The 22,570-nt window shown below is 54.7% G+C and carries 23 protein-coding genes; 4 read left to right on the top strand and 19 right to left on the bottom strand.

Features of this window, described 5'->3' with window-relative positions; all coding sequences use genetic code 11:
• Window positions 1-7 precede the first annotated feature (7 nt).
• The 5 genes from nuoF to DQG13_RS03400 all read right to left on the bottom strand — a co-directional run bounded on the left by nuoF (window position 8) and on the right by DQG13_RS03400 (window position 7,111).
• Complete coding sequence (nuoF, locus tag DQG13_RS03420; RefSeq protein WP_113018252.1) at window positions 8-1,882, bottom strand: NADH-quinone oxidoreductase subunit NuoF; 1,875 nt, start codon at window positions 1,880-1,882, stop codon at window positions 8-10.
• A 12-nt stretch (window positions 1,883-1,894) separates the two neighbouring features.
• On the bottom strand, window positions 1,895-2,389 hold the full coding sequence (nuoE, locus tag DQG13_RS03415) for an NADH-quinone oxidoreductase subunit NuoE (RefSeq protein WP_113018250.1): 495 nt from the start codon (window positions 2,387-2,389) through the stop codon (window positions 1,895-1,897).
• A gap of 180 nt (window positions 2,390-2,569) precedes the next feature.
• Complete coding sequence (locus tag DQG13_RS03410; RefSeq protein ID WP_113018248.1) at window positions 2,570-4,858, bottom strand: thiamine pyrophosphate-dependent enzyme; 2,289 nt, start codon at window positions 4,856-4,858, stop codon at window positions 2,570-2,572.
• Between the two features lie 3 nt (window positions 4,859-4,861).
• Window positions 4,862-5,872, bottom strand: a complete 1,011-nt coding sequence (locus tag DQG13_RS03405) for a 2-oxoacid:acceptor oxidoreductase family protein (RefSeq protein WP_113018247.1) — start codon at window positions 5,870-5,872, stop codon at window positions 4,862-4,864.
• A gap of 459 nt (window positions 5,873-6,331) precedes the next feature.
• Complete coding sequence (locus DQG13_RS03400) at window positions 6,332-7,111, bottom strand: MBL fold metallo-hydrolase (RefSeq protein ID WP_113018245.1); 780 nt, start codon at window positions 7,109-7,111, stop codon at window positions 6,332-6,334.
• Window positions 7,112-7,262: 151 nt separating this feature from the next.
• On the opposite strand from DQG13_RS03400, the gene DQG13_RS03395 reads away from it, so the two are divergent.
• Window positions 7,263-8,066, top strand: coding sequence for a Cof-type HAD-IIB family hydrolase (locus tag DQG13_RS03395; RefSeq protein ID WP_113018243.1), 804 nt, complete (start codon window positions 7,263-7,265; stop codon window positions 8,064-8,066).
• Here the strand turns inward: DQG13_RS03395 and DQG13_RS03390 are convergent.
• Window positions 8,054-8,506, bottom strand: a complete 453-nt coding sequence (locus tag DQG13_RS03390) for a hypothetical protein (protein ID WP_113018241.1) — start codon at window positions 8,504-8,506, stop codon at window positions 8,054-8,056. The two genes, DQG13_RS03395 and DQG13_RS03390, sit on opposite strands and share 13 nt — an antisense overlap.
• 123 nt (window positions 8,507-8,629) lie before the next feature.
• Between DQG13_RS03390 and DQG13_RS03385 the strand changes: the two genes are divergently transcribed.
• Window positions 8,630-9,844, top strand: coding sequence for a M20 family metallopeptidase (locus DQG13_RS03385; RefSeq protein WP_113018239.1), 1,215 nt, complete (start codon window positions 8,630-8,632; stop codon window positions 9,842-9,844).
• On the opposite strand, the gene DQG13_RS03380 is transcribed toward DQG13_RS03385, so the two are convergent.
• From DQG13_RS03380 to DQG13_RS03370, 3 genes are all read right to left on the bottom strand, one after another.
• Window positions 9,816-10,577: a YheC/YheD family protein gene (locus tag DQG13_RS03380; RefSeq protein ID WP_181592545.1), complete on the bottom strand. Its 762-nt coding sequence runs from the start codon at window positions 10,575-10,577 to the stop codon at window positions 9,816-9,818. The genes DQG13_RS03385 and DQG13_RS03380 overlap by 29 nt on opposite strands.
• 155 nt (window positions 10,578-10,732) lie before the next feature.
• Window positions 10,733-11,668, bottom strand: a complete 936-nt coding sequence (locus DQG13_RS03375; protein ID WP_113018290.1) for a dihydroorotate dehydrogenase — start codon at window positions 11,666-11,668, stop codon at window positions 10,733-10,735.
• Between the two features lie 5 nt (window positions 11,669-11,673).
• A complete protein-coding gene (locus DQG13_RS03370; protein WP_113018235.1) occupies window positions 11,674-12,450 on the bottom strand; it encodes a dihydroorotate dehydrogenase electron transfer subunit in 777 nt (258 codons plus the stop codon).
• A 279-nt stretch (window positions 12,451-12,729) separates the two neighbouring features.
• Between DQG13_RS03370 and DQG13_RS03365 the strand changes: the two genes are divergently transcribed.
• The gene (locus DQG13_RS03365) at window positions 12,730-13,725 is read left to right on the top strand and encodes an alpha/beta hydrolase (RefSeq protein WP_113018233.1); all 996 of its coding nucleotides are present in this window, start codon (window positions 12,730-12,732) and stop codon (window positions 13,723-13,725) included.
• Between the two features lie 100 nt (window positions 13,726-13,825).
• On the opposite strand, the gene DQG13_RS03360 is transcribed toward DQG13_RS03365, so the two are convergent.
• The 7 genes from DQG13_RS03360 to motA form a co-directional block, all read right to left on the bottom strand.
• Window positions 13,826-14,671, bottom strand: coding sequence for a DegV family protein (locus tag DQG13_RS03360; RefSeq protein WP_113018231.1), 846 nt, complete (start codon window positions 14,669-14,671; stop codon window positions 13,826-13,828).
• 102 nt (window positions 14,672-14,773) lie between these two features.
• Window positions 14,774-15,277 carry a metallophosphoesterase family protein gene (locus DQG13_RS03355; protein ID WP_113018289.1) on the bottom strand — a complete coding sequence of 168 codons (504 nt, stop codon included), beginning with the start codon at window positions 15,275-15,277 and terminating at the stop codon, window positions 14,774-14,776.
• 137 nt (window positions 15,278-15,414) lie between these two features.
• Window positions 15,415-16,137: an amino acid ABC transporter ATP-binding protein gene (locus DQG13_RS03350; RefSeq protein WP_113018229.1), complete on the bottom strand. Its 723-nt coding sequence runs from the start codon at window positions 16,135-16,137 to the stop codon at window positions 15,415-15,417.
• A complete protein-coding gene (locus DQG13_RS03345; protein WP_309472217.1) occupies window positions 16,134-16,841 on the bottom strand; it encodes an amino acid ABC transporter permease in 708 nt (235 codons plus the stop codon). Before DQG13_RS03345 ends, DQG13_RS03350 begins: the two co-directional genes overlap by 4 nt.
• A 90-nt stretch (window positions 16,842-16,931) precedes the next feature.
• A complete protein-coding gene (locus DQG13_RS03340; RefSeq protein ID WP_113018227.1) occupies window positions 16,932-17,813 on the bottom strand; it encodes a transporter substrate-binding domain-containing protein in 882 nt (293 codons plus the stop codon).
• A gap of 167 nt (window positions 17,814-17,980) precedes the next feature.
• Window positions 17,981-18,844: a flagellar motor protein MotB gene (locus DQG13_RS03335; protein WP_113018225.1), complete on the bottom strand. Its 864-nt coding sequence runs from the start codon at window positions 18,842-18,844 to the stop codon at window positions 17,981-17,983.
• Entirely contained in the window at window positions 18,822-19,640 is an 819-nt protein-coding gene (motA, locus tag DQG13_RS03330) for a flagellar motor stator protein MotA (protein WP_113018223.1), read from the bottom strand. Before motA ends, DQG13_RS03335 begins: the two co-directional genes overlap by 23 nt.
• A 196-nt stretch (window positions 19,641-19,836) precedes the next feature.
• On the opposite strand from motA, the gene DQG13_RS03325 reads away from it, so the two are divergent.
• Window positions 19,837-20,106 (top strand): DUF2533 family protein, encoded by a 270-nt coding sequence (locus DQG13_RS03325; RefSeq protein WP_113018221.1) that lies wholly within the window; start codon window positions 19,837-19,839, stop codon window positions 20,104-20,106.
• A gap of 88 nt (window positions 20,107-20,194) precedes the next feature.
• Here DQG13_RS03325 and DQG13_RS03320 read toward each other — a convergent pair whose 3' ends face one another.
• From DQG13_RS03320 to DQG13_RS03310, 3 genes are read right to left on the bottom strand one after another with little or no spacing between them, the layout of a single operon-like run.
• The gene (locus tag DQG13_RS03320; protein WP_113018219.1) at window positions 20,195-20,983 is read right to left on the bottom strand and encodes a TIGR00266 family protein; all 789 of its coding nucleotides are present in this window, start codon (window positions 20,981-20,983) and stop codon (window positions 20,195-20,197) included.
• Between the two features lie 38 nt (window positions 20,984-21,021).
• Window positions 21,022-21,633 carry a uridine kinase gene (udk, locus tag DQG13_RS03315; protein WP_113018217.1) on the bottom strand — a complete coding sequence of 204 codons (612 nt, stop codon included), beginning with the start codon at window positions 21,631-21,633 and terminating at the stop codon, window positions 21,022-21,024.
• Window positions 21,634-21,644: 11 nt separating this feature from the next.
• A complete protein-coding gene (locus DQG13_RS03310) occupies window positions 21,645-22,373 on the bottom strand; it encodes a phosphonate ABC transporter ATP-binding protein (RefSeq protein ID WP_113018215.1) in 729 nt (242 codons plus the stop codon).
• Between the last annotated feature and the right edge of the window lie 197 nt (window positions 22,374-22,570).

Below are 22,570 nucleotides of genomic sequence, written 5' to 3'. Positions count from 1 at the left end.
CCCTTCCTTATCCTCTCAGGATGGCTTTGAACTTACAGGAATCGAAGCAGAGTCCGCACTTGATACATACGGAAGCATCCAGCAGATACGGCTCCTTCACCTTGCCGGAAATAGCGCTCACCGGGCACTTTCTGGCGCAGAGGCTGCAGCCCTTGCACAGGTTGGGATCGATGGAGTAAGTCAGAAGATCCTTGCAGACGCCGGAAGGACATTTGTGATCCACTACGTGAGCCAGATATTCATTGCGGAAATATTTCAATGTGGAAATAACCGGGTTGGGAGCAGTGCCGCCCAAGGCGCACAAGGAAGCATTCTTGATATTCTCGGAGAGATCCTCGAGAATGACCAGATCATCCTCTGTCCCCTTGCCCTGAGTGATCTTCTCCAGGATTTCCAACAGACGTTTGGTGCCCACACGGCAGGGCGTACACTTGCCGCAGGATTCGTCCCGGGTGAAATCCAGATAGAAGCGGGCTACGTCCACCATACAGTTGTCTTCGTCCATGATGATCATGCCGCCGGAGCCCATCATGGAGCCTAGGCTGTTCAAGGTATCGAAGTCGATGGTGCAATCCAGATGCTCTTCCGTCAGACAGCCGCCGGAAGGTCCGCCGGTTTGGACAGCCTTGAACTTCTTGCCGTTGGGGATGCCACCGCCGATTTCGAAGATAACCTCCCGCAGGGTGATGCCCATGGGAACTTCCACAAGGCCGGTGTTGACAATTTTGCCGCCCAAAGCGAATACCTTGGTGCCCTTGGACTTCTCGGTGCCGATGCTGGAATACCATTCGGCGCCCTTCAGAATAATCATCGGGATGTTGGCGTAGGTTTCCACGTTGTTGATAACGGACGGCTTCTTCCACAGTCCCTCAACTGCCGGGAACGGAGGCTTCGGATTGGGCATGCCGCGCTTGCCTTCGATGGAGTTCATCAGTGCGGTTTCTTCGCCGCACACGAATGCGCCTGCGCCAAGGCGGACTTCAATATCAAAATCAAAGCCGGTTCCGAACAAATCCTTGCCCAGAAGACCATGCTTGCGGGCTTCATGAATGGCAACGAACAAGCGTTGGACCGCAATAGGGTACTCGGCGCGGACATAGATGAAGCCTTGGTTGGCCCCGATGGCATAACCGCCGATGGCCATCGCTTCCAGCACGCTGTGGGGGTCTCCCTCCAGAATGGAGCGGTCCATAAATGCGCCAGGGTCGCCTTCGTCGGCGTTGCAGATCATGTATTTCTGCTCATTGACCTGCTTGGCGGCAAATTCCCACTTCATACCGGTGGAGAAGCCGCCGCCCCCGCGTCCGCGAAGACCGGATTGCTTCATAGTGGCGATAACTTCTTCCGGAGTCATGGTGGACAGCACCTTGTGAAGCGCTTTATAACCGTCGCGGGCAATGTATTCCTCAATCTTCTCCGGGTCAATTACACCGCAGTTGCGCAGCGCAATCCGCATTTGCTTTTTGAAGAAATTTACATCGTTCAAGGGTTTGATGCTGCCGTCCTTCTCCAATGCTTCCTTGTATACCAGACGCTTCAGCACGTTGCCCTTCAGCAGATGCTCCTCTACCAGCTCCGGAACATCCTTGATTTCAACCCGGGCATAAAAAGCGCCCTCGGGATATACGATCACGACCGGGCCCAACTCGCAAAGACCGAAGCAGCCGGTACGGACAATTTCGATTTCATTTTCGATGCCGTGATTTTTCAGCTCCTGCTCAATCGCATGCAGAATCGGCATGGAATCAGAAGAGGTACAGCCTGTGCCGCCGCAAATCATGACGCTCTTGCGGGTAACGCTGGAACCGCCGTTTTCCTGACGCTGGCCGACGCGGGCGATCGTATTGTCACGGATAAGCTCCAGTTCTTGAATGGATTTCATACGATTCCCTCCTTATTTGTACTCCTTGAGAATTTTCGGCACGTCAACAGCGGAAACCTTGCCGTACACCTTCTCCCCAATGGTCAGAACAGGGGCAAGGCCGCAAGCGCCCAGACAGCGGGTGGCCTCCAGGGTGAACTTGCCGTCTTCCGTAGTTTTGTTAACCTCCACCTTAAGCTCCTTGGCGAAGGTGTCCACAATCGCTTGGGCGCCTTTGATGTAGCAGGCGGTCCCCATGCAGATGCGGATGATGTGCTCGCCCTTGGGCTCCAGCGAGAAGAAGTGGTAGAAGGAAGCCACACCGTAGATTTCGGAGAGCGGAATATTCAATTCGTCGGAGACAATCTCCAGAACATGCTCCGGCAGATAGCCGTAGGAATCCTGCACCTCATGCAGCACCGGGATCAAAGCGCCCTTCATGGGCTTGAAGGTTTCAATGGTCTGCTTGATTTTCTCTAACCGCTCGTCGGCAACCGCAGCACCGCCGCAACAGCATTTTTCTCCCATAGTCGATCCTCCTAATCGTTATCATGAAAGTAAGTTAAAGCTATCTTTGTTATTGTAAGCGTATAGATAGATTCGTGCTAAGCCCAACATCTATTTCGCTCAATCCATTATTTTAAGGGGGCTCCCCCAAAAGTAATCGGAATTTCCTTCGGAGCTTCTCTTCACTTTTGGGGGAAGTTGTTACAGGAGCGGATTTTCGTGTCTAGCCTTCAGGCGCTGCCATCTGCGTTCCACTTCGGCCTCGAATTCAGCCAGCAATTCCTCTTCCTTGGCCAGGTGCTTGGATTTGCCCATGGACTTCAGCCAGTCAAGCACTGGCACCTTGGTTCCCTTGGCTTCGGGATCATACGTAATATTGGTTACGCCGTTTTCGATCTCATACAGCGGGAAGAAGCAGGAATCCACGGCAGTCTTGACAATTTTTTGGCCAAGACGGTCTTCGGTTTTCCAGTTCAGCGGGCAAGTGATGAGAATCTTGCCGTAGGCACAGCCGACGTTTTGAGCATACCAGTGAGCCTTGGCAGCCTTTTGGATCAGGTCCATCGGATAGGCCTCGGAGCCGGTGAACACATAAGGAATATTACATGCAGCCATAATCTGCGGAGTATCCTTGTGATGGTAGCCCTTGCCCTTTTGAGCCTTGCCTACGCCCGAGGTGGAGGTCATATGGCCCAGCGGCGTGGAATAGGACAATTGGGAGCCGGTGTTCATGTAGCCTTCGTTGTCATACTCCAGCATGATCATCTTATGATTCCGCAGCGCTGCGCCGATAGCGGCGCCCATGCCGATGTCCATGCCGCCGTCGCCGGTGACCATTACAAAGGTGATGTTGTCGGAGACATTCACTTCCCCGCGGCGCTTCAGCTCCAGGAAACCCTCCACCATACCGGCTACTGTTGCCCCGCCGTTCTGGAACAGGTTGTGGACAAAGGATTGCTTATGCGAAGTATACGGATAAGATGTGGTGACGACGTATGCGCAGCCGGTTTGGAACAGGGCGACAATATCGCCTTCGATTCCCTTGAAGAACAGCTCCAGAGCAGGCAGTACGCCGCAGCCGGGACATGCGCCATGGCCGGGGGCAAACCGCTTGGGCTTCTTGGTCAAGCTGCGGAGCGGCGGAACCTTGGCCTTCACCTTGCCGGTGGCTTCGTCTACCGTTACCGTAATCAGGCCGGTGTTGTAGGATTCGCCGTGCAGCGGCTCGATGACAACTTGCTCGGCGGCATGGCCCTTCACACCCGGATTATGGCCGAAGTAGTCGAAAGGCTTCTCGGCATATCCCTTGTTGGCCGCATCAATAGCCAGCTTGAAGAATTCTTCCGCATCCTCGGCGTAGAAGTCCTTGCCGCCCAGGCCGTAGATCCGGCTCAGGATGATGGTTTTGTTGTCTTGGTCAACCTGCAGGGCGGAACGGACCTCGTGGGTCATGTTGCCGCCGTGGGCTCCATAAGAGTCGGCGCGTTCGCCAACCAGAAGGGCCTTCACATTCTTCAGCGCCTTGCGGAGCTGCTCGGCCGGGAACGGACGGATAATATTGGGACGGATTACGCCGGCCTTGATGCCTTGGGCGCGGAGCTTATCCACTACGTCCTTGGCGGCTTCGCCTGCGGAGTTGAGCAGGAACAAGGCTACCTCGGCGTCATCCATGCGGTATAGATCAAGAGTCGGGTATTCACGGCCGGACAAGGCGGCATATTCAGCTTGCAGCTGCTCGAATACTTCGCCGGCTTTGTACAGGGATTCGGATTGCTGATAGTGGTTGTTGATCAGGTCGTCGCCGTTCATGTGCGCCCCGACGGAGACAGGATTGCGCGGGTCGCTTATATCCGGGAAGCCGGTGGGGCGTTCGCCTACATAAGCTTGAACCACCTTGCGGTCCTTGAAGAGGCTGACCTTCTTCTTTTGGTGGGAGGTGAAGAAGCCGTCATAAGCCACAATAACCGGCAGGCGGACTTCGGAATGCTCAGCCAGACGGAGAGCCATGATGTTCATGTCGTATACAGCCTGCGGCGTGGAGGCGGTCAGCACTACCCAGCCGGTGTTCAGGGTATAATAGAGGTCGGAGTGGTCGCCGCGGATATCCAGAGGACCGCTGACGGCGCGGCACACCAGGTTCAGCACCATGGGGAAGCGGGTGCCGGCTTGGTTCGGAAGCTGCTCCAGCATGTACAGAAGGCCTTGGGAGCTGGTGGCGTTCAGAACCCGTGCACCGGCTACAGCCGCGCCGTAGCAGATGCCGGCAGCGCCATGCTCGCCGTCGCCTGCAATAAGCTGGATGTCATGCTCGCCGCGGGTTTTCATTTGATCCAGATATTGGGCAACTTCCGTGGAAGGGGTAATCGGGAAATATCCCATAATGTGATAGTTGATTTGCGCAGCGGCGGTTGCCGCCATTTCGTTGCCGGACTCAAAGGTGGTAATCTGCTCGGCGGCAGAATGCTTCAATTCATTCTCCAGAATAGCCATGACTCAAGCTCCTCCCAGTACGAAATTAAATCTGGACGGCACGCGGTGCGCCTCGGCATAGCCCACTTCTTCGCGGAGATCCTGCAGAGCGCCCGTCGGGCAAGCATCCACACATTTCAGACAGCCTTTGCAATATTGATAATCGATTCCCTTCAGCACCATTTGCATAATGCCGCGTTTGTTGGGCTCTTCCTCCCAGACAAAGCACATATCGCCGCACACCACGTCGCACTGGGCGCAGCTGATGCACTTCTCGGCATTGAATTCGGGGATAAAGCCCTGGCGGGAGCCGCTCATATCCTTGAGAATCGTGTTGGCTTGGGCCAGAATCACGCCGCCCAGGGGCTGGGATTCGTAGCCGTACACGGTAACGGAGCGCTTGAAGGCTTTACCTTCCGCATCCGCAGGCACTTCATAGGTCTTAAACTTCACTTCATTATATCCGCGGTCGAAGGTGCGGATGTTCGGCTCTACCAGATGCGGATATTTCTTGCCGAAGGTGTTGCGGATGGTATTGCGCATATCCTCCGGGTCAAGGAAGTCGCAAATGCGGTACAAAGCGCCCAGCATGGACGTATTGACCTTGGTCTTCTCTTCCACGGCAATGCCCATTCCGTCCACTACGGCAAGCGTGCCGTATTCCAGCTTCAGGTCGCGGCGGATTTCATCGAAATCCCGCGTGGAGTTCACCAGTACAATGCCGTCGGCGGGCAAGCCGCTTACAACATTGACGGTTTTGTAAAGCTCTTCATGGAAAATAGCGACAACATGAGGCACCTCAATGGGACTATGATCGCGGATTTCCACTTCCGGGTCGGTGAAGCGAATGAAAGTCTTGATGGGCGAACCCTTCTTCTCGGAGCCGTACGAAGAAAAGTTGGAGCCGTTCAGGCCCATTCCCAATACTCCCGCTTCGGCAAGCATCTTTCCTGCAAGGTTGGCGCCAAGGCCGCCGATGGATTCGAGACGGATCTCAAAAAATCCAAGCTCATTTTTCTTAGGTAAGGTAGACATCTGGTTCCCTCCTATTTATTAATAACAGCCGACAAGACCCGGATGTAAGAAAGCTGGCTGAAATCGTCCGTCCGCTGGTATTGGAGTGCATGCTGCGTTCGCTGTTTCATCTTTGCGCGCGCCTGTAATACCGTTTACATTTCCTTGTGAAATGCTTTGTCCGTTGCTGTGAGAGGGCCTGACCACGGGTTAAAACAACATGATTTCGACATAAAGTCTACACAAATCTTCCACATTCCTGTTTTCAATTCCTATTATAAGATCCAATAGTGAATGATTTCACATGAATTTTGACAATCTGTTGAACTGCCCCAAAAACCTGTTATATTGGTGAAAAATATATGGACTTAGAGAACTGTTCTCAATTATAATTGAATACTTTATGAATCTGGATAATGATTCTCAATGAGAACGCAATCATTTCCTGCCACACATTTGTCACAAACAAAAAGAGAACTCTTACAAAAAGAGTTCTTGTCCGGTGCAAGCCAATTTGATTCCCTCCGGCAGCTCCGGCGGATGATCCAGATCAATGTCGTGGGACATGTGGGTGAAGAGCGTTTCCCCCGGCGCCAGCTCCTTCACCAGCCCGCAGGCCTCTACCATATCGTACACGGACCGGGTATGGAAATCCGCCTCTTCCTTATAAAAGCTGGTTCCCAGGATCAGCAGCCGCAAATCCCGCATATGCCCCTTCTCCCTCTCCCCGAGCGCGATGGAATCGGGACAATATACCCAGCCTGTCTCTTTCCGCTGAAACCGGTAGCCGTAGGAATAGCCGTTTTTGCCGTGGTTGACCCGGAACGGGGTAATCCTCCAGCCCAGCAGCTCCATACCCGGCTTCGCTTCAGTGAAGATCAGCCTGCCCTCCACCCAGGGAAATTGGCGTCGGATGACGGCCAACACCTCTTCGGGCGCGTACAAAACCGGTTGGACGCCTGTCCATCTGCATAGATCCGCCAGCTCCGGAAGCCCGCCGATATGATCAAAGTGGGCGTGGGTGATCAGCACATTGCCAACGGTGCGTTTGCCCAGCCTCTCCATCTGCTCCCGCCAATCGGCGCCGCAGTCCACCAGCAGCTCCTCCTCCCCCCTCCGCAAAAGCAGGGACGAACGCCATCTGCGGTTGCTGCCGGTGGTGCGCGCCTCTTCGCAAACCCTGCAGCCGCAATATACTCGGGGCACCCCCATGGAATCCCCCGTGCCTAAAAAGTGAATGGATGTTTTGACGTTGTGCATGATGCAACCCCCATAGGATGACAATCGCATAACCCTGCCCAGCGGCCCGGATTCGCCATGAAGGCGTTCGCAGGCTGACGAACAGATGCGTTTACGCTATAATGAATCGGTAGACCGGAGAGTCAGAGAAACCTGCTAAGGAGTGTTTTCCATGTATAAGCTGATTGCCGTTGATTTGGACGATACCTTGCTGAACGACCATTTGGATATTTCCGCGGAAACCCGCAAAGCCATCTATGCCGCAATAGAGCAGGGCGCCGTTTTTACCATTGCCACAGGCCGGATGTTCGCCTCCGCCCGCAAAATTGCCGCCAAGCTGGGGCTGGAGGTGCCGCTGATCACCTATCAGGGCGCGCTGGTGAAGCACGCCTCCGACGAAACTGTCATTTATGAGCGGAATGTGCCGCCGGAGGTGGTCCGTTATGTATTCGAATATGCCGCCAAGCACGGCCTGCACCTTCAGGCCTATCACAACGATACGCTGTTGGCCAAGGAAGAAAATGAAAGGCTGATTGACTACGCAAAGCTGAACAACATTGCCTATGAAATCGAACCCGACTTTGACCGGCTGGCCGAAAAAACCGCTCCCAAGCTTCTGATGATCGACGAGCCGGAGACCCTGGACCGTGTGCTGGCAGAGCTGAAGGCTGCCGTAGGGGACAAGGCGCATATCACCAAATCCAAACCCAACTTTCTGGAGATCATGCATCCCGAAGGAACCAAGGGCCACGCCCTGCTCCGGCTGGCGGAGCATTACGGCATCAAGCAGGAGGAAACCATCGGAATCGGCGACAGCTGGAACGACCATGAGCTGGTGGAGCAGGCCGGATTGGGCGTCGCCATGGAAAATGCCGTGGACTCCCTGAAGCAGGTGGCGGACTATGTGACGCGGAGCAACAATGAGGACGGCGTGCGCCATGTTATCGAAAAATTCGTGCTGGATCAGACGGAGTGAGAGCCGGATTTTCCGTCTGTGGCGGAATTGTAATACCGGAGCCAATCGATAAAGTGGTACATCTTCAGAATGTAGTCCGCGGCGCAGGCTGACGGGTCATAAGTGCGGACCAGCCCGTCAATCTCCTGCTCCAGATCCCAGGAGAGCCGGTACAGCTGCTTCAGGAACTCCGCCTCGGTCCGGGGCTTGTACAGGTCGGTTCCGTGGGAAAGCTCCACATTCTCCAGTATGAAGCCTTTATAGTAAGGCAGAATATTCACATAAGTGCCATGGTCGCGGTAGCATAGGCCTGTGTACTCATATGGCAGCCAGAACAGGTGATTTTCCTTGTCCGGGAGCATGACGGTATAAGCGAGGTTTACGTTCAGCGCCACCGGATACGGGGCATTCTGAATCAATCCACGCCGTATATGTTCCCAAATGTTTTCCAAAAAGCTCATTTTGCACCTTCCGATCAATGGTATGTCATCATCCGTTTATAGCATAAGGCGTACATAGGATAGAATCAAGCACAAGAGCCAAAAGGATTTAATAATTTTGGGACAAAAGGAGTGATTTTGTTTATGAAGGAACATATTTTTGCCACCATTGACCGATTGTCCGCCGTTTTGAAGGAAACCTCATTATTCATTGGACGGAATCCGGAGCTGGGCCATGAGGAGTTTAAGGCGGCGGAGAAGCTGACCGGGCTGTTGGCCCAGCTGGGCTTCGATGTGGAGCGGGGCGTATTGGACATCCCCACCTCCTTTATTGCCCGCTACACGTCGCCCAAGCCGGGTCCGGTGATTGCCTTTATGGCGGAATATGATGCCTTGCCGGATATCGGCCATGCCTGCGGCCACCACTTGATCTGCACCATGAGCATCGCGGCGGCCGCAGGGCTGAAGGCTGTCATTGATGAAGCAGGCGGGGAAATCCGTGTTTACGGAACCCCCGCGGAGGAAACCAAGGGCGCCAAGGTGCCTATGTCCAAGGCGGGATTATTCGACGATGTGGATGCCGCGCTGATGGCCCACCCGTATCACACCTATGAGCATTCCGGCACCTCGCTGGCCATGGATGCGGTGCAGTTCGAATATTTTGGCAAAGCCGCCCATGCCGCCGCCAGTCCTCACGAAGGGATCAACGCCCTGGACGCCGTCCTCCAGCTGTTCAACTCCATCAATGCCCTGCGGCAGCAGCTGGAAAGCCATGTGCGCATCCACGGCATCATTACGGAGGGCGGCACGGCGCCCAACATTATTCCCGAATATGCCGTCGCCCAGTTCTATGTCCGTTCGGGCAACCGTCCCTATACGGATGAAACCGTCCGCAAGGTGATCCGCTGCGCCGAAGGAGCCGCCCTCCAGACGGGAGCCAAGCTGACCGTCACCAACTATGAATATTCCTACGATGAGCTGTTGACCAACCAAGAGCTGTCGGACACCTATACCAAAAATCTCGCAGCATTGGGCGTTGATCCGGAAGCAATCGAAACCGGCAAGGATCATGGCTCCCTTGATCTGGGCAATGTCTCCCGCCGCTGTCCGGCCATCCACCCCTACGTGAAGGTGATCGACCGGAAGCACTTGCTGCATACGGTGGAATTCCGCGACCTTGCTCTGGAGGACAGAGCGCTGGATGGTATGCTGCTGGGAGCCAAAGCCCTGGCCGCCACCGCTTATGATGTGCTCACCGTTCCCGGACTGGCGGACAGCATCCGCCAAAGCTTCCGGATGGCGGTGGAGGATAAACGGCTGTCGGCGTCCTTCAAGCAAGAGGGAGACGGACAGTCTTGATAATGGCGCCGATCCGCCTGTAGAGCGTCGGATCGTCATGATCCCGGAACAGCTTGTATTGGGGGCGGGTATTGGCCTCGATGAGCCAAAGCTTCAACTCCTCGTCAATGCCGATATCCAGCCCCAATTCGGCTACAAGGGGATAACGCTTGTTCAGGGCGGCGGCTATTAGCCGGGAAAGCCGCTCTATCCGCTTCTCCAGCTCCCGAATCTCCTCCGGCTGCAGTTCTCTGCTCTCCTTCAAGGCCTCGGCAAAGGTAAGCGAGCTGCCGCCGCGGCAGTGGTTGGTCACAATTTGGTCGCGGACGGCCAGCTTCCCCATTACTCCCATGTAGCGCCATGTTCTGCCTGGCCGGAGCAGCAGGGTCCGGAAGTCTATGGGCCTGTCATCTATCCGGATCAGGGACACTCCCTGCTGCACAATATATTGCTTCGGACCCAGGAAGCTCTTGACCGCGGCGTAGGCTTGCGGGATTTCCGTTTCCACACGGGTTTCGGTGGTTTGAATTTCCACGCGCCCCTCCTCTATGACCGATATTCTGACAACCCCCCTGCCTCCTCCGCCGCAGCTGGGTTTTGCGAACACAACGGGATACCGGCTTAAAAAATCAATCAGGGTCTCTTCCTTCAAAACGGCCGTATCCGGCAAAAACTCCCGAAGAACAGGCTCGCGGGCCAGCACGAGATGCTTTTGCCATTTGCTCCAAGGATATTTTCGTGACAATAAACTCATGGATGCTGCCTCCATTTCAGGTGTGACCTTGCGCCTGCTTCATAGTATGCGTTCACCTAAAAGGCGGTATGGACAAATGCCCCCGCAAAAAAAAGCCGCCGGTCCTGCCAGCCAAACGGCTTCAGGCTCCAACGGCTTTATGCGCTTGCAGTCCCTTATTTCCAGCTTCTGTCGGTCAATTCCGAAATATGCCCCACACCCAGCTTGTCCAACCATTCGCCCAAACCGCCGATAATAGCGGGGCAAGCATAAGGATCAACAAAATTGGCGGTTCCCACCATAACGGCGTCGGCGCCGGCCATGTAGAACTCGATGACATCCTCCGCGCTCATAATCCCGCCCATCCCGACGATGGGAATGCTTACAGCCTGGCTGACCTGGTAGATCATCCGGATGGCCACCGGCTTTACTGCAGGACCGGACAAACCTCCGGTTTTATTGGCCAGAACCGGTTTTCCGGTCTTCAGATCAATGCGCATGCCCAACAGCGTATTGATCATGGTAATGCCGTCTGCTCCCGCTTGCTCCACCGCCTTGGCCATCTCCACAATATCCGTCACATTGGGGGACAGCTTCACATAAACCGGAACCGCGGAGGCGTCCTTCACCTTGCGGGTCAGCTCGGCGGCCGTTTCGGGCACCGTGCCGAAGGCAATGCCCCCGCATTTCACATTGGGACAGGAAATATTCAGCTCTATGGCCTTCACATTGGGCGCGGTGGATATCTTCCGGGCAACCTCTACATATTCCTCGGTGACAGAGCCGGCCACATTGGCGATAATCGGCAGGTCAAACTGCTCCAGCCACGGCAGCTCATGCCGGAGAATTCCGTCAACGCCGGGGTTTTGCAGGCCGATGGCGTTAAGCATCCCCGCCGGTGTCTCCGCTACCCGCGGAGTGGGATTGCCGTAACGGGGCTCGCCGGTGGCCGCTTTAATCGCAATGGACCCCAGCAGATTCAAATCAAAATAATCGGCAAATTCCTTCCCGAAGCCGAAGCAGCCGGATGCCGGAATAATCGGGTTTTTCAGCTTGAGCCCGGGAAGCTCCACTGCCAGCCTGGGATCGGTGGCAGCTGCAAGATTGGCCATCGCGCTCACAGGACCACCTCCCCGATAGGAAAGACCGGACCGTCGCTGCAGATTTTATGATACTTGGTGCCGGTTTCGTCTCCCTGCACCTTGCACACGCAGGCATAGCATGCGCCGATTCCGCAGCCCATCCGCTCCTCCAGGGACAAAAAGCCCTTATGGTCCCGGTACGCCGTATCCAGCGCCTTCAGCATGGGGGTAGGCCCGCAGGCGTACAGCACCTGGAAGGACAAACCATGGCGGAGAATCACATCGGTCACAAAGCCCTGTTCGCCTGCGCTTCCGTCGGCTGTGGCCAGATATGTTTCCCCCAACGCCTCAAACTCTTCTTTATAGAACACATCCGCGCGAGACGCAAAACCCAGGACGTGAATGACCCGCACTCCTTTGGCCAGCAGCTGCTTGGACAGATAATAAAGCGGAGGTACGCCGATCCCGCCGCCCACCAGCAGGGCCGTATCGCCGGGATTGGCCTCATGCACAGGGAAGCCATGGCCCAATGGGCCCACAATATCCACAACCTGTCCGGCCTGCTTGCCGGCCAGCTGCAGCGTTCCCTTCCCTTCCGCCCTGTAAATCATGGTAAACCGGCCCTTCTCCACATCCGCCTCGCAGATGCTGATCGGCCGCCGCAGCAGAGGATCGTTGCCGATTTCCGCCTTCACGTGAACGAACCGTCCGGGCTCGGCCATATCCCGGGCCAGCTCTCCCTCCAGCACCAGCTCGTATACATGGCGCGCCAACTGCCGCTGGCTCACGACGCGCATCATTTCCTTGCCCATTTGTCTCTTCCGCCTTCCCGTTGGCAATATGCCAAGATATCCTGAACATTATAGCACCTGCATACAAGGCGAGTCCATACAGAGGAAGCCATTTTTCCAATATAAAGACCCATTTCCGCCAATTCTTCATTACAGCCAGATTACAGCGGGTTTACATTTTGCGACGGAGATTGACGCCGTTAGACCATCGGATTCATACTATAGATATAGATAGCCGCGACGCTGATACAACCCGTAAGAGGTCAGATTGCTAGCAGACAGCCAAGGGAGGGAACTCACATGAGGGTTATGTCATCCGTTCATACAGCAAGAGGCATTGTAAGCGTTCCCATAAAAAGGCGGAGCATCCTCGCCCGCCCCCGGTTCTGGCTGGCGCTCCTCCTGTCCTTGACGGCGTCGGTTCTCGCCTTGACCGTTGCCTTCCATGCTTACATCGCGTGGCTCCTCGCCCGGCCGATTATTACGCCGCTCTCCTCTAACCCGTTGGAAGCCATCGGCGTTCCCTATGAAGACGTAACCTTTCCCAGCATCAACCAGGCCTCCAAGCTGGACGGGTGGTACTTGCCTGCTGAAGGAGCTACCCGCACCATCATCTTCTCCCATGGCTACGGGGCCAACCGGGAGGAAAGCTGGGTGCCCATGTATGATCTGGCCAAGGCCGCCCATATGCAGAATTTCAACGTCCTGATGTTCGATTACGGCTTTGTCCATCCGGAGCAGATTGTGACCGGCGGCGTACAGGAGACCTTCGAGCTGTTGGGAGCCATCGACTTCATTAAGCAAAAGAACGCCAAGCAAATCTTCATCTGGGGCTTCTCCATGGGAGCCGGGACGGCGCTTGGAGCCGCCCTGCAAAGCGAGGACATTACTGGCATGATCCTGGACAGCGCCTTCATTCTGTCACCGGACACCCTTTATCACAATATCCGGCAGCATGCCGATTTGCCCCGTTTTCCCTCCCTGTCGCTGATCCGGATGTTCTTCCCGGTGATGAACGGAGTGAATATGAACCAGATACCCTACGAGAAAATTCTGCAAAACACCTATAAAATCCCGATGTTTATGATTCATGGCATGATGGACGAAAAAGCGCCTTATGAGCAAGCCCAGAAAATTATGGACAATCAAACCGCCCAGCCCCAGTCCAAGCTTTGGCTGCTGCCCCAGGGCCATCATGAGCTGATCTACAGCGTCAACAAGCGGGAATACCTGCAGAAGACCCTTTCCTTCCTGGAGCAGGTCTCCCGGACCCGCATCCCCCCCGTCCAAAAATAACCTTGTGCAATAAAAAAGCGTACGGCAGGAATTTTCCCGCGGTACGTTTTTTTGTTGCCGGAATATGTTTCAAAGCTTTGCTTCACTTTTGGGGGTTAAATTACGCATAGGAGACCAGGATGCCGCCCTTGCCTGCGTAGGTGCCGATAACCGGTCCCATCTCCGTCACAATAACCTCCTTGAAGGGATACCGCTTCAGAATCATTTCCATCACTTCATGCGCCCGCTCCTCACAATTGCTGTGGGCAATGGCAAGAATTTTCTTCTCGAAATCATGTCCCGCCTCGCCGATCCGTTCAATCAGCTTCTTGATGGCATTTTGGGTGCCGCGGACCTTTTCCACCACTTCCAGAGTGCCTTCCTCACTGGCGCACATCAGGAGCTTGATGTTCAAGACGGAAGCAATGGCTCCGCGGACACGGTCCAGCCGCCCGCCTTTGATCACATTCTCCAGCGTATCCAGCACAAAGTAATTTTTGACCTCGGTGATGCTCCGCTTCATGGTCTGCACCAGCTCATGCATGCTGTGCCCTTCTTTAGCCATGCGGGCCGCCTTGTACACCAGAAGACCCAGCCCCAGAGAAGCATTCTTGCTGTCCAGCACCTCAATGGAAGGCCGCTGGGGATGCTCCTCCTCCACCATCGCTTTGCCCATCATCGCGTGATTGTAAGTGCTGCTGAGTCCCGAGGACAACGAAATGCACAGAATCTCTTCATGTGGCTCCGCACTTAAGAACTTATTGAAGAAGGTGCTGGGCGAAGGACTGCAGGTTTTGGGAAGCGCGCTTACCGAAGCAAGTTTATGGTAAAAGAGCTCCAAATCCATGTTGGAATCGAACTGCTCATCCTCAAAATGAACCGGCAAGGGAATCTGGACGATGCCCAACTGCTCCAGAATGCGCTTTGGCAAATCTGAGCTTCCGTCGGTAAAAATTCGAATAGCCATGTATTCACTCATTTCTAAGAGAGATGCAAGGAATAGCTTTAGTATAACGGAATTTTGGGGAAAATAGAAGGAATTTGTCGAAATATACCGAAATTCGCGAAATTAATCCCACGAGGCATAGTAGTGATGAACCGCTGTTATTTCTCCCTCCCGAATCTCCATGATCCCGTAGGAATAAAGAAGCTGCCTGCGTTTGTCCGTGGGGGAGCCGGGATTAAACAGAAGAATACCCGCTTTCCGCTCCAAGTAGGGGATATGGGAATGGCCGAACACAATGGCCTGGACATCCTGCCCTTCAAAAGCGTCAAAGGCGCGGCGCTCTGTGGTTTTGCCATAACCGTCGCCGTGAATGAGCCCGATGCGCACGCCGGCGGCCTCTACAATCTTTTTGTACCCGAAGCGGCTGACAATGTCCATCCCGTCATTATTCCCCGCTATTCCTTCCACAGGGGCAAGCTTCTCCAGCTCCTCCGCTACCCGCGGAGAAATCCAGTCTCCGGCATGGAGGATCAGCTCCACTCCGGATAAACCTCCCAGCAGCTCTTGGGGAAGCCGAATTTCCCGGCGGTCCGACAAGTGAGTATCTGAAACAACACCGATTTTCATTCCATCACTCCATGCATATGTCTCATATATATGATTATGATGGATGCGGAAGGCAATTTCAACTGTCTCCAGGTGGAGGCAACAGCCCCCTCCGGACGGAAAAACCCGTCCTTCCCGGGACGGGTTTTTGAACAACATTACAGCACCTTGCTGAGGAATTCCCGGGTGCGGGGATGTTTGGGCTCAGCAAACACCTCTGCCGGTACCCCCTCCTCGGCGATGGTTCCTTTATCCATGAAGATAAGCCGGCTCCCCACCTCGCGGGCAAAGCCCATCTCATGGGTCACCACCACCATGGTCATGCCTTCTGCGGCAAGCCGCTTCATAACATCCAGCACCTCGCCTACCATCTCCGGGTCCAGGGCTGAGGTGGGCTCGTCAAACAGGAGCACATCGGGCTGCATAGCCAGCGCCCGGGCAATGGCAATCCGCTGCTTCTGCCCCCCGGACAGCTGCGCCGGGTAACTGGTTGCCTTATCCTCCAGACCGACGGTCCGGAGCAGCTCCATAGCCAGCTTGTCCGCATCCTGCTGGCTCACTCCCTTCAGCTTCCGCGGAGCCAGAGTGATATTCTTCAAAACAGTCAGGTGCGGGAACAGGTTGAATTGCTGAAAGACCATTCCCATCTTCTGCCGGAGGATGTTGATATCCGTCTTCTTATCGGTAATGTTCACGTCCTCAAAAATAACCTCGCCGCTGGATGGCTCCTCCAGAAGGTTCAGACAGCGCAAAAAGGTGCTTTTGCCCGATCCGGACGGGCCGATGACCACCACAACCTCGCCTTTTCCGATATGGATGTTCACATCGTTCAACACATGGTTCTTGCCGAAGCTTTTGTGCAGTTGATTGACCTTGATCATTGGGCGGACAGCCTCCTTTCAACCAGACTGAGGACCTTGGAGAGCGGGAATGTCAATGTAAAGTAAATGACGGCGGCTACCAGGAGCGGCTCCATGGAAAGGTAGGTGGCGCCGCGGATCAGGTTGGCGCTGTACATCAGCTCGGCCATGCCGATAACCATCACCTGGGACGACTCCTTAATAATCACGACAAACTCATTGCCCAGCGCCGGAAGAATGTTGCGGATGGCCTGGGGCAAAATGATATGGGTCATGGCCATGCGCTTGGTCATCCCCAGAGAGCGGGCCGCTTCCATCTGGCCTTTGTCCACCGCCTGGATGCCTGCGCGGAAAATCTCCGCCACATAAGCGGCGCTGTTGATGGACAAGGCAATGACGCAATAAGCAAAATCGGGGAGCGCCAGAAGATCCCCGGGAAGGCCCGTCTTCACCAGCAGCCATTCCACTCCGTTGGGAAGGCTGTAATATACGATAAGCAGCTGCACCAAAAGCGGGGTGCCGCGGATGATTTCAATGTAAGCGGATGCCAAAAAACGGACAAGGCGTTGACCGGACAAACGCATCAAGGCAATAAACATGCCCAGAATGCCGCCGCAAATCACCGTGAAAAAGGCCAGCTTGACGGTTGTCCAAGCGCCTGTCAGATAGTAGCTTCCATATTCGTTCATAAAAGAAAAATTCATGGCCAAAAATCCGGTGCTCATTTTATCCCTCCATATCCTCCCTGGTGGCATGGCGAAGGGGAAAACAGCGAAACAACAGCCGCCGTTTTCCCCCGTTGTTAACCTATTGCATTATTTCTCCGACAATTGGAAAGCTTCATCCACCAGTTTGTCAATGGTCTTGTCTTTGATCAATTTGTCAAGGGACTTGTTGATCTCGGCAGTCAGAGTGTCATTGCCTTTCTTGACGGCAATGGCGGAGCCGGCTTCCTCGGCCTCAGGCTTCACGCTGCTGATCACCAGATCCTTGTTCTTGGTTACATAACCGTTGGCTACGGGAGATTCCATAATGATGGCATCAATCTTCTTGTTCTTCAGCTCCAGAGCCAGATCAGTGATCTTGGCGATGGATTTGATCTTGGCGCCTTGCAGCTGCTCCTTGGCGATGTCTTCCTGGATGGAAGCCGTTTGTACGCCAACAGTGGCTTTCTTCAGATCGTCCATGGACTTGAACTTGTCCTTGTCATCGGCACGGACCATAATAACCTGCTGGGCGGTGTAGTAGATCTTGGAGAAGTCTACGCTCTCCAGACGTTCCTTATTGGGGGTCATGCCGGAAATAACGAAGTCCACCTTGCCGGCGTTCAGAGCAGGCAGCAGGCCGTCAAAACCGATGTCCTTGATCTCCAGCTTCACACCCAGATCAGCGGCGATGGCTTTGGCGATTTCGATATCGAAGCCGACAATGGTGTCCTTGCCGTCAATATTCTTGTGGAACTCATACGGCGCGTAGTCAGCGCTGGTTCCCATGATGACGGTGCCGGCCTTCTTGATATCAGCAAGCTTGTCGGTGGTTGCGGCTGCCGGGGATGCCGGAGCCACGGAAGCTGCGGCGCTAGCTGCTGCAGGAGCGGAAGCGCCCTGGGTTTTGTCGGTTTCCTTGTTTTTCTCGCCGCAGGCGGCTAACATGGCCAGCATCATGACCGCTGCCAGGAGAACTGTCAATTTCTTCATTCGGATATGCACCTCTTCTGTATATTCATTCACTATGCGACTTGTCTAGTATAAGAGGTATTCGCGTAATTGACAACCGGTTAAACGTGACACTTTTATGGAAATCGCGCAGCTTGCCGGCAAATAAACAGCCCTCCTTCCATTTTGCGGAAGAAGGGCACGAGGATTTAAGGGAGAGGAAGTTCGCTGCCGGATAACACCGCCGGGCTGATGATGGAAACCTCCACCCGCCGGTTTTTGGCGCGGCCTTCCGCCGTATCGTTGCTGGCAATAGGCTTGAATTCGCCAAAGCCGGTAGAGCTGAACCGCTGCTGGTTCACATTGGCGTTGCGGAATAGCTCCTTCATAAAGCTCAAGGACCGGGCAGTGCTCAAATCCCAGTTGGAGCTGTAGGTTTTGGTGGTAATGGGCACATTATCCGTATGGCCGGAAACCGTTACCTGATACTCCGGGTAATTGGTGAGAATGGCGGAGATGGCATCGGCCAGCTGCTTCGCCTCCGGCTTCACCTCCGCGCTTCCCGAAGCGAATATCGCCTGGTCGCGGATCGTGATCATGACGTAATGGGAACCCAGCGTCGTGTCCAACTGAGTGCTGAGATTATTCTCTGAAATAAAGGAGTCCATTTGCTGCTTCATTTCATTGAGGCTTTTCTGTTCCTTCAGAGCTTCCTCTGCCTTGGCCGCCTGTTCGGCCTGCTCTTCGGCGCTTTGGCCGCTTTCGCTTTCCTCTTCGCTCCGGTCCGGCTGCTTGTACGCTCCGGAGGTGTCCGCGGGGGTTGTATTCTTCGATTCCGTATCCGCATTGCGCGACGGTTGAACAATCCCGAAGAATTCCATAAACCCCTTGCCGCCGTTAAAGGCGCCCGACATGGATTTGGCCAGCTGATCCAGCTTCTTCTGGTCAGTCTGGGCGGTGGCGAACAAAACGATAAACAAAGCAAGAAGCAGGGTCATCAGGTCGGCATAAGGAATTAGCCAAGACTCATCCGCATGCTCCTCATGCTCCTCATGCCTTTGCTTCTTTGCCAATGGCTGCTACCTCCCCCTTGGAGGATTCCCTGTTCTCCAAATTCCGCTTGTCCGCAGGCAAGAACACCAACAGCTTCTGGCGGATCGAGTTGGCCGAGCCGCCCAAGCCGAAGGTAATGAGACCCTCCACCATCATCAGCTTGATCTCCACTTCCTTCTTGGACATCCGCTTAAGCTTATTGGCAATGGGATGCCACAACACATAGCCGGAGAAGATTCCGAACAAAGTAGCGACAAAAGCGGCCGCCACGGAGTGGCCCAGCTTATCGATATCCTTCAGGTTTCCCAAGGCGGCGATCAGACCGACAACAGCGCCAAGCACACCCAGGGTCGGGGCGTACATGCCTGCCTGGGAAAACAACTGCGCCCCAACCTTGTGACGCTCTTCCATGGCATGTATATCCTCCAGCATGACATCACGGACGAATTCGCTGTCGCTGCCGTCAATCAGCATCTTCATGCCGTTTTTGAGGAAGGGGTCCTCCACACTTTCCGCCGTTGCCTCCAGAGCCAGCAAACCTTCACGGCGGGCGATGGTGCCCCATTCGACAAACTTCAGAATCAGCTCCTCTTTCTCCATGAGCTTGGGTTGCGTGAAGATCAGCTTGAACAGGCCGGGCAGCTTCTTTACATCCGACATGGGGAAGGCCATGGCTACCGCAGCGAAGGTTCCTACGAAAATAATCAGCAGCGCTGCAGGATTCCAAAGCGCCACCGGGCTTACACCCTTCAGGACCATCCCGACTCCGACACCGAATACGGCGCAGACCAATCCCAAAAGCGTTGACTTTTCCATCGTTCCAACTCCCAGCATGTTTTCTTTAGTCTTTAGCTTATATCGGAAAAAACAAAGCAAATGTTGAGGCTTAAAGAGAAAAACACGATTTGTGTCGAATCCATTGTAACCGCGGCGTATCTATAGTATCATATTTAGAATCTCGTTTTTCTAAAAAAACGAGAAGAATTTGTTCAAACAGGAGGCGTTGTTTCGAATGAACGTGCATGAGGCCATTTCACAGCACTCCCGCAAGCAGCACGAGCATCTGCAGGCATTTGAGCAGTTGGACCAACTGCGGGAAGAGCTGATCCAAGAAGCGGTTGACCTCTGTCTGAAAGGAGAAGCTTTCTCCACGGAAGCAATCAACCAGGTTACGGCACGTATTATCGAGCATGCCAAGAACGGCATTTCACCGCTCCGCCAGTTTGTCAATGAGGATATGGTCAGAGATTATGTCGAACAGCTGAAGAGGGAGAAGCTGTAGCCCCTCCCCTCATCACATGTAAGCCCCGCAGAAGCCGGAATGGCCTGCGGGGCTTTGTTTGCTGTTCTGTACAACGGGGAACGCCAGCCTATCTGTCGCCGTCCAGCAAATTGCCCAACCCGCCCAGAATGCTTCCTTCCTCCTTGCGGCCTGCCGCTCCCGCTCCAGAAATCACCCGGTCGGCCAGCCGGCTGAAGGGCAAGGATTGCACCCATACCTTGCCGGGCCCGCGCAGGGTGGCGAAGAACAGACCCTCCCCGCCGAATACGGCGGACTTGATTCCCTTCACGAACTCGATATCGTATTGGACATCGCGGGTCATGGCGACCAGACAGCCGGTGTCCAGCCGGATCAGCTCGCCGGGCTGAAGAATTTTCTCATAGACCATTCCCCCGGCATGGACGAATGCCAGGCCGTCTCCCTCCACCTTCTGCATAATAAAACCCTCGCCGCCGAAGAAACCGGCTCCCAGCCGCCGCTGGAACTCGATGCCTACGGACACGCCTTTGGCTGCGCAGAGGAAGGAATCCTTCTGGCAGATGATTTTTCCGTCCAGCTCGCTTAAGTCCAAGGGAATAATTTTGCCCGGGTAAGGCGAAGCGAAGGAAACCTGCTTCTTGCCGTACCCCGCATTGGTAAACACCGTCATAAACAGGCTTTCCCCCGTCAAAAGCCGCTTGCCCGCCCCCATCAGCTTGCCCATGAAGCCGCGTTGTTCGCCGGACCCGTCGCCGAAAATCGTCTGCATCTGGATGCTGTCATCCATCATCATGAAGCTGCCCGCTTCCGCTACCACACTTTCCTGGGGGTCCAGCTCAATTTGCACAAACTGCATTTCACTGCCGATAATCTGATAATCGATTTCGTGGGCGTTCATGACAAGCCTCCTTGTGGGGAATCAAGATGGGTCTTCCGTTATTGGCTAATCGATTGTTCAATCCGGGAAGCCAGCAGGGTGACGGCGATTTCATTCTCGCCGCCTTCGGGCACAATCAGATCGGCATACCGCTTGGACGGCTCAATAAAAGCCTCGTGCATAGGCTTGACCGTATTCAGATATTGGGCAAACACGGAATCGAAGGTTCTCCCCCGCTCCCGCATATCCCGGTTGATCCGGCGCAGCACCCGCACATCCGCATCCGTATCCACAAACACCTTAATGTCCATTTCCTTGCGGAGCGGCTCATCCGCCAACACCAGAATCCCCTCCAGCACAACCACCGGCGTAGGGGCAAGGGCGATGGTTTTGTCCGTCCGGATATGCTCGGAGAAGGAATAAACCGGAACCCGGATGCTCTCTCCCCGGCGGAGCGCCTGCAGATGCTCAATCAACAGCTCGTTGTCGAAGGAGTTGGGATGGTCGTAATTGACCTGCGCCCGCTCCTCCTTGGTCAGATGCGGCTGGTGTTTGTAGTATGAATCCTGTGATATCAATGCAACATGCTCTGTGCCGATCCGTTTCAGAAGGCGACGGGCGACGGTGGTTTTTCCGGAGCCTGTGCCTCCTGCAATGCCGATGACTAGCATGACTGGCCTCCTCAGAATACAATGTCCTTCTCCCGCTGTGTAAGCTTGCGCGCGGCAATGTCCAGCACGATTTTTCCTCCGGATACTCCCCAGATGCGGCTGGCGTAGCGCTCTGCATGCTCCAGACTGCTGATGGCGCAGATCACGGTAACCTGGTCCCGCTTGCACACATTCCGCAAATCCTCCATCACCCGGTTTTGCGCCTCCGGCTGCAGTCCCTTCAGCGGCTCATCGGCAAAAATCACCTTGGCCCCTTTAATCAGCGACTTGGCAATCCCGACCCGCTGCTTTTCCCCGCCGGACAGCTTGGATACAGGCTCCCTGGCCTTGTCCAAAAGCCCAACCTTCTCCAGAAAATCCATGGCGTACACATGCTCGTCCTGGGACTCCTTGCGGAAAATCCGCCTGACCAGGGACATATGCTGGTAGCGGCTGTCCAATACATTCTTCAATGCGTTTTTGGACGGGTTCACATCCGGATTTTCAGTGAGAAAGCCCCATTCCCTCCGGAGGGCGTACGCCTGAAGGGGGTTCAGCCCGGTAATATCCCGGCTGTTATAGATGTATTGGCCCTGATCCCACTTTTCCTTCAGGGACAGGCAGTTCAGAAGCGTCGTTTTACCGCTGCCGCTGGCCCCGATAACGGCGATAAATTCGCCGTCGTCCACCTGAAAGCTCACCTTATTCAAAATTTCCGTGCCGTCTTTCCACTTCTTCGAAAGATTGCGAACGGTAAGCATGTGCGGTTTTTCCACCTTTCTATCAGTAGCTTGCCTCTCCTTCTTGCCTTCTCCAAATTATAGCACACTTCAAAACGTTCCCCCAAAACAGTCCCCGGATGAAGAGGCGCAACGACGCCTTTTCACAGAAAAAGGGGTAACTGCTCAGCTATTGCCCGTAACACCCCAACTGTCTTGAGCGCTGCGGCATAAGCAAT

Origin of the sequence: Paenibacillus sp. YN15, assembly GCF_003285005.1 — a bacterium.
Taxonomy (GTDB): domain Bacteria; phylum Bacillota; class Bacilli; order Paenibacillales; family NBRC-103111; genus Paenibacillus_AR.
This window is presented reverse-complemented; position numbering and strand designations above follow the sequence as displayed.

Bases quoted from the DNA above. Each gene is read 5' to 3' on its own strand.
- nuoF (WP_113018252.1), bottom strand. From the start codon at position 1,882: ATGAAATCCATTCAAGAACTGGAGCTTATCCGTGACAATACGATCGCC.
- nuoE (WP_113018250.1), bottom strand. From the start codon at position 2,389: ATGGGAGAAAAATGCTGTTGCGGCGGTGCTGCGGTTGCCGACGAGCGG.
- DQG13_RS03410 (WP_113018248.1), bottom strand. From the start codon at position 4,858: ATGGCTATTCTGGAGAATGAATTGAAGCATTCTGCCGCCGAGCAGATT.
- DQG13_RS03405 (WP_113018247.1), bottom strand. From the start codon at position 5,872: ATGTCTACCTTACCTAAGAAAAATGAGCTTGGATTTTTTGAGATCCGT.
- DQG13_RS03400 (WP_113018245.1), bottom strand. From the start codon at position 7,111: ATGCACAACGTCAAAACATCCATTCACTTTTTAGGCACGGGGGATTCC.
- DQG13_RS03395 (WP_113018243.1), top strand. From the start codon at position 7,263: ATGTATAAGCTGATTGCCGTTGATTTGGACGATACCTTGCTGAACGAC.
- DQG13_RS03390 (WP_113018241.1), bottom strand. From the start codon at position 8,506: ATGAGCTTTTTGGAAAACATTTGGGAACATATACGGCGTGGATTGATT.
- DQG13_RS03385 (WP_113018239.1), top strand. From the start codon at position 8,630: ATGAAGGAACATATTTTTGCCACCATTGACCGATTGTCCGCCGTTTTG.
- DQG13_RS03380 (WP_181592545.1), bottom strand. From the start codon at position 10,577: ATGAGTTTATTGTCACGAAAATATCCTTGGAGCAAATGGCAAAAGCAT.
- DQG13_RS03375 (WP_113018290.1), bottom strand. From the start codon at position 11,668: ATGGCCAATCTTGCAGCTGCCACCGATCCCAGGCTGGCAGTGGAGCTT.
- DQG13_RS03370 (WP_113018235.1), bottom strand. From the start codon at position 12,450: ATGGGCAAGGAAATGATGCGCGTCGTGAGCCAGCGGCAGTTGGCGCGC.
- DQG13_RS03365 (WP_113018233.1), top strand. From the start codon at position 12,730: ATGAGGGTTATGTCATCCGTTCATACAGCAAGAGGCATTGTAAGCGTT.
- DQG13_RS03360 (WP_113018231.1), bottom strand. From the start codon at position 14,671: ATGGCTATTCGAATTTTTACCGACGGAAGCTCAGATTTGCCAAAGCGC.
- DQG13_RS03355 (WP_113018289.1), bottom strand. From the start codon at position 15,277: ATGAAAATCGGTGTTGTTTCAGATACTCACTTGTCGGACCGCCGGGAA.
- DQG13_RS03350 (WP_113018229.1), bottom strand. From the start codon at position 16,137: ATGATCAAGGTCAATCAACTGCACAAAAGCTTCGGCAAGAACCATGTG.
- DQG13_RS03345 (WP_309472217.1), bottom strand. From the start codon at position 16,841: ATGAGCACCGGATTTTTGGCCATGAATTTTTCTTTTATGAACGAATAT.
- DQG13_RS03340 (WP_113018227.1), bottom strand. From the start codon at position 17,813: ATGAAGAAATTGACAGTTCTCCTGGCAGCGGTCATGATGCTGGCCATG.
- motA (WP_113018223.1), bottom strand. From the start codon at position 19,640: ATGGAAAAGTCAACGCTTTTGGGATTGGTCTGCGCCGTATTCGGTGTC.
- DQG13_RS03325 (WP_113018221.1), top strand. From the start codon at position 19,837: ATGAACGTGCATGAGGCCATTTCACAGCACTCCCGCAAGCAGCACGAG.
- DQG13_RS03320 (WP_113018219.1), bottom strand. From the start codon at position 20,983: ATGAACGCCCACGAAATCGATTATCAGATTATCGGCAGTGAAATGCAG.
- udk (WP_113018217.1), bottom strand. From the start codon at position 21,633: ATGCTAGTCATCGGCATTGCAGGAGGCACAGGCTCCGGAAAAACCACC.
- DQG13_RS03310 (WP_113018215.1), bottom strand. From the start codon at position 22,373: ATGCTTACCGTTCGCAATCTTTCGAAGAAGTGGAAAGACGGCACGGAA.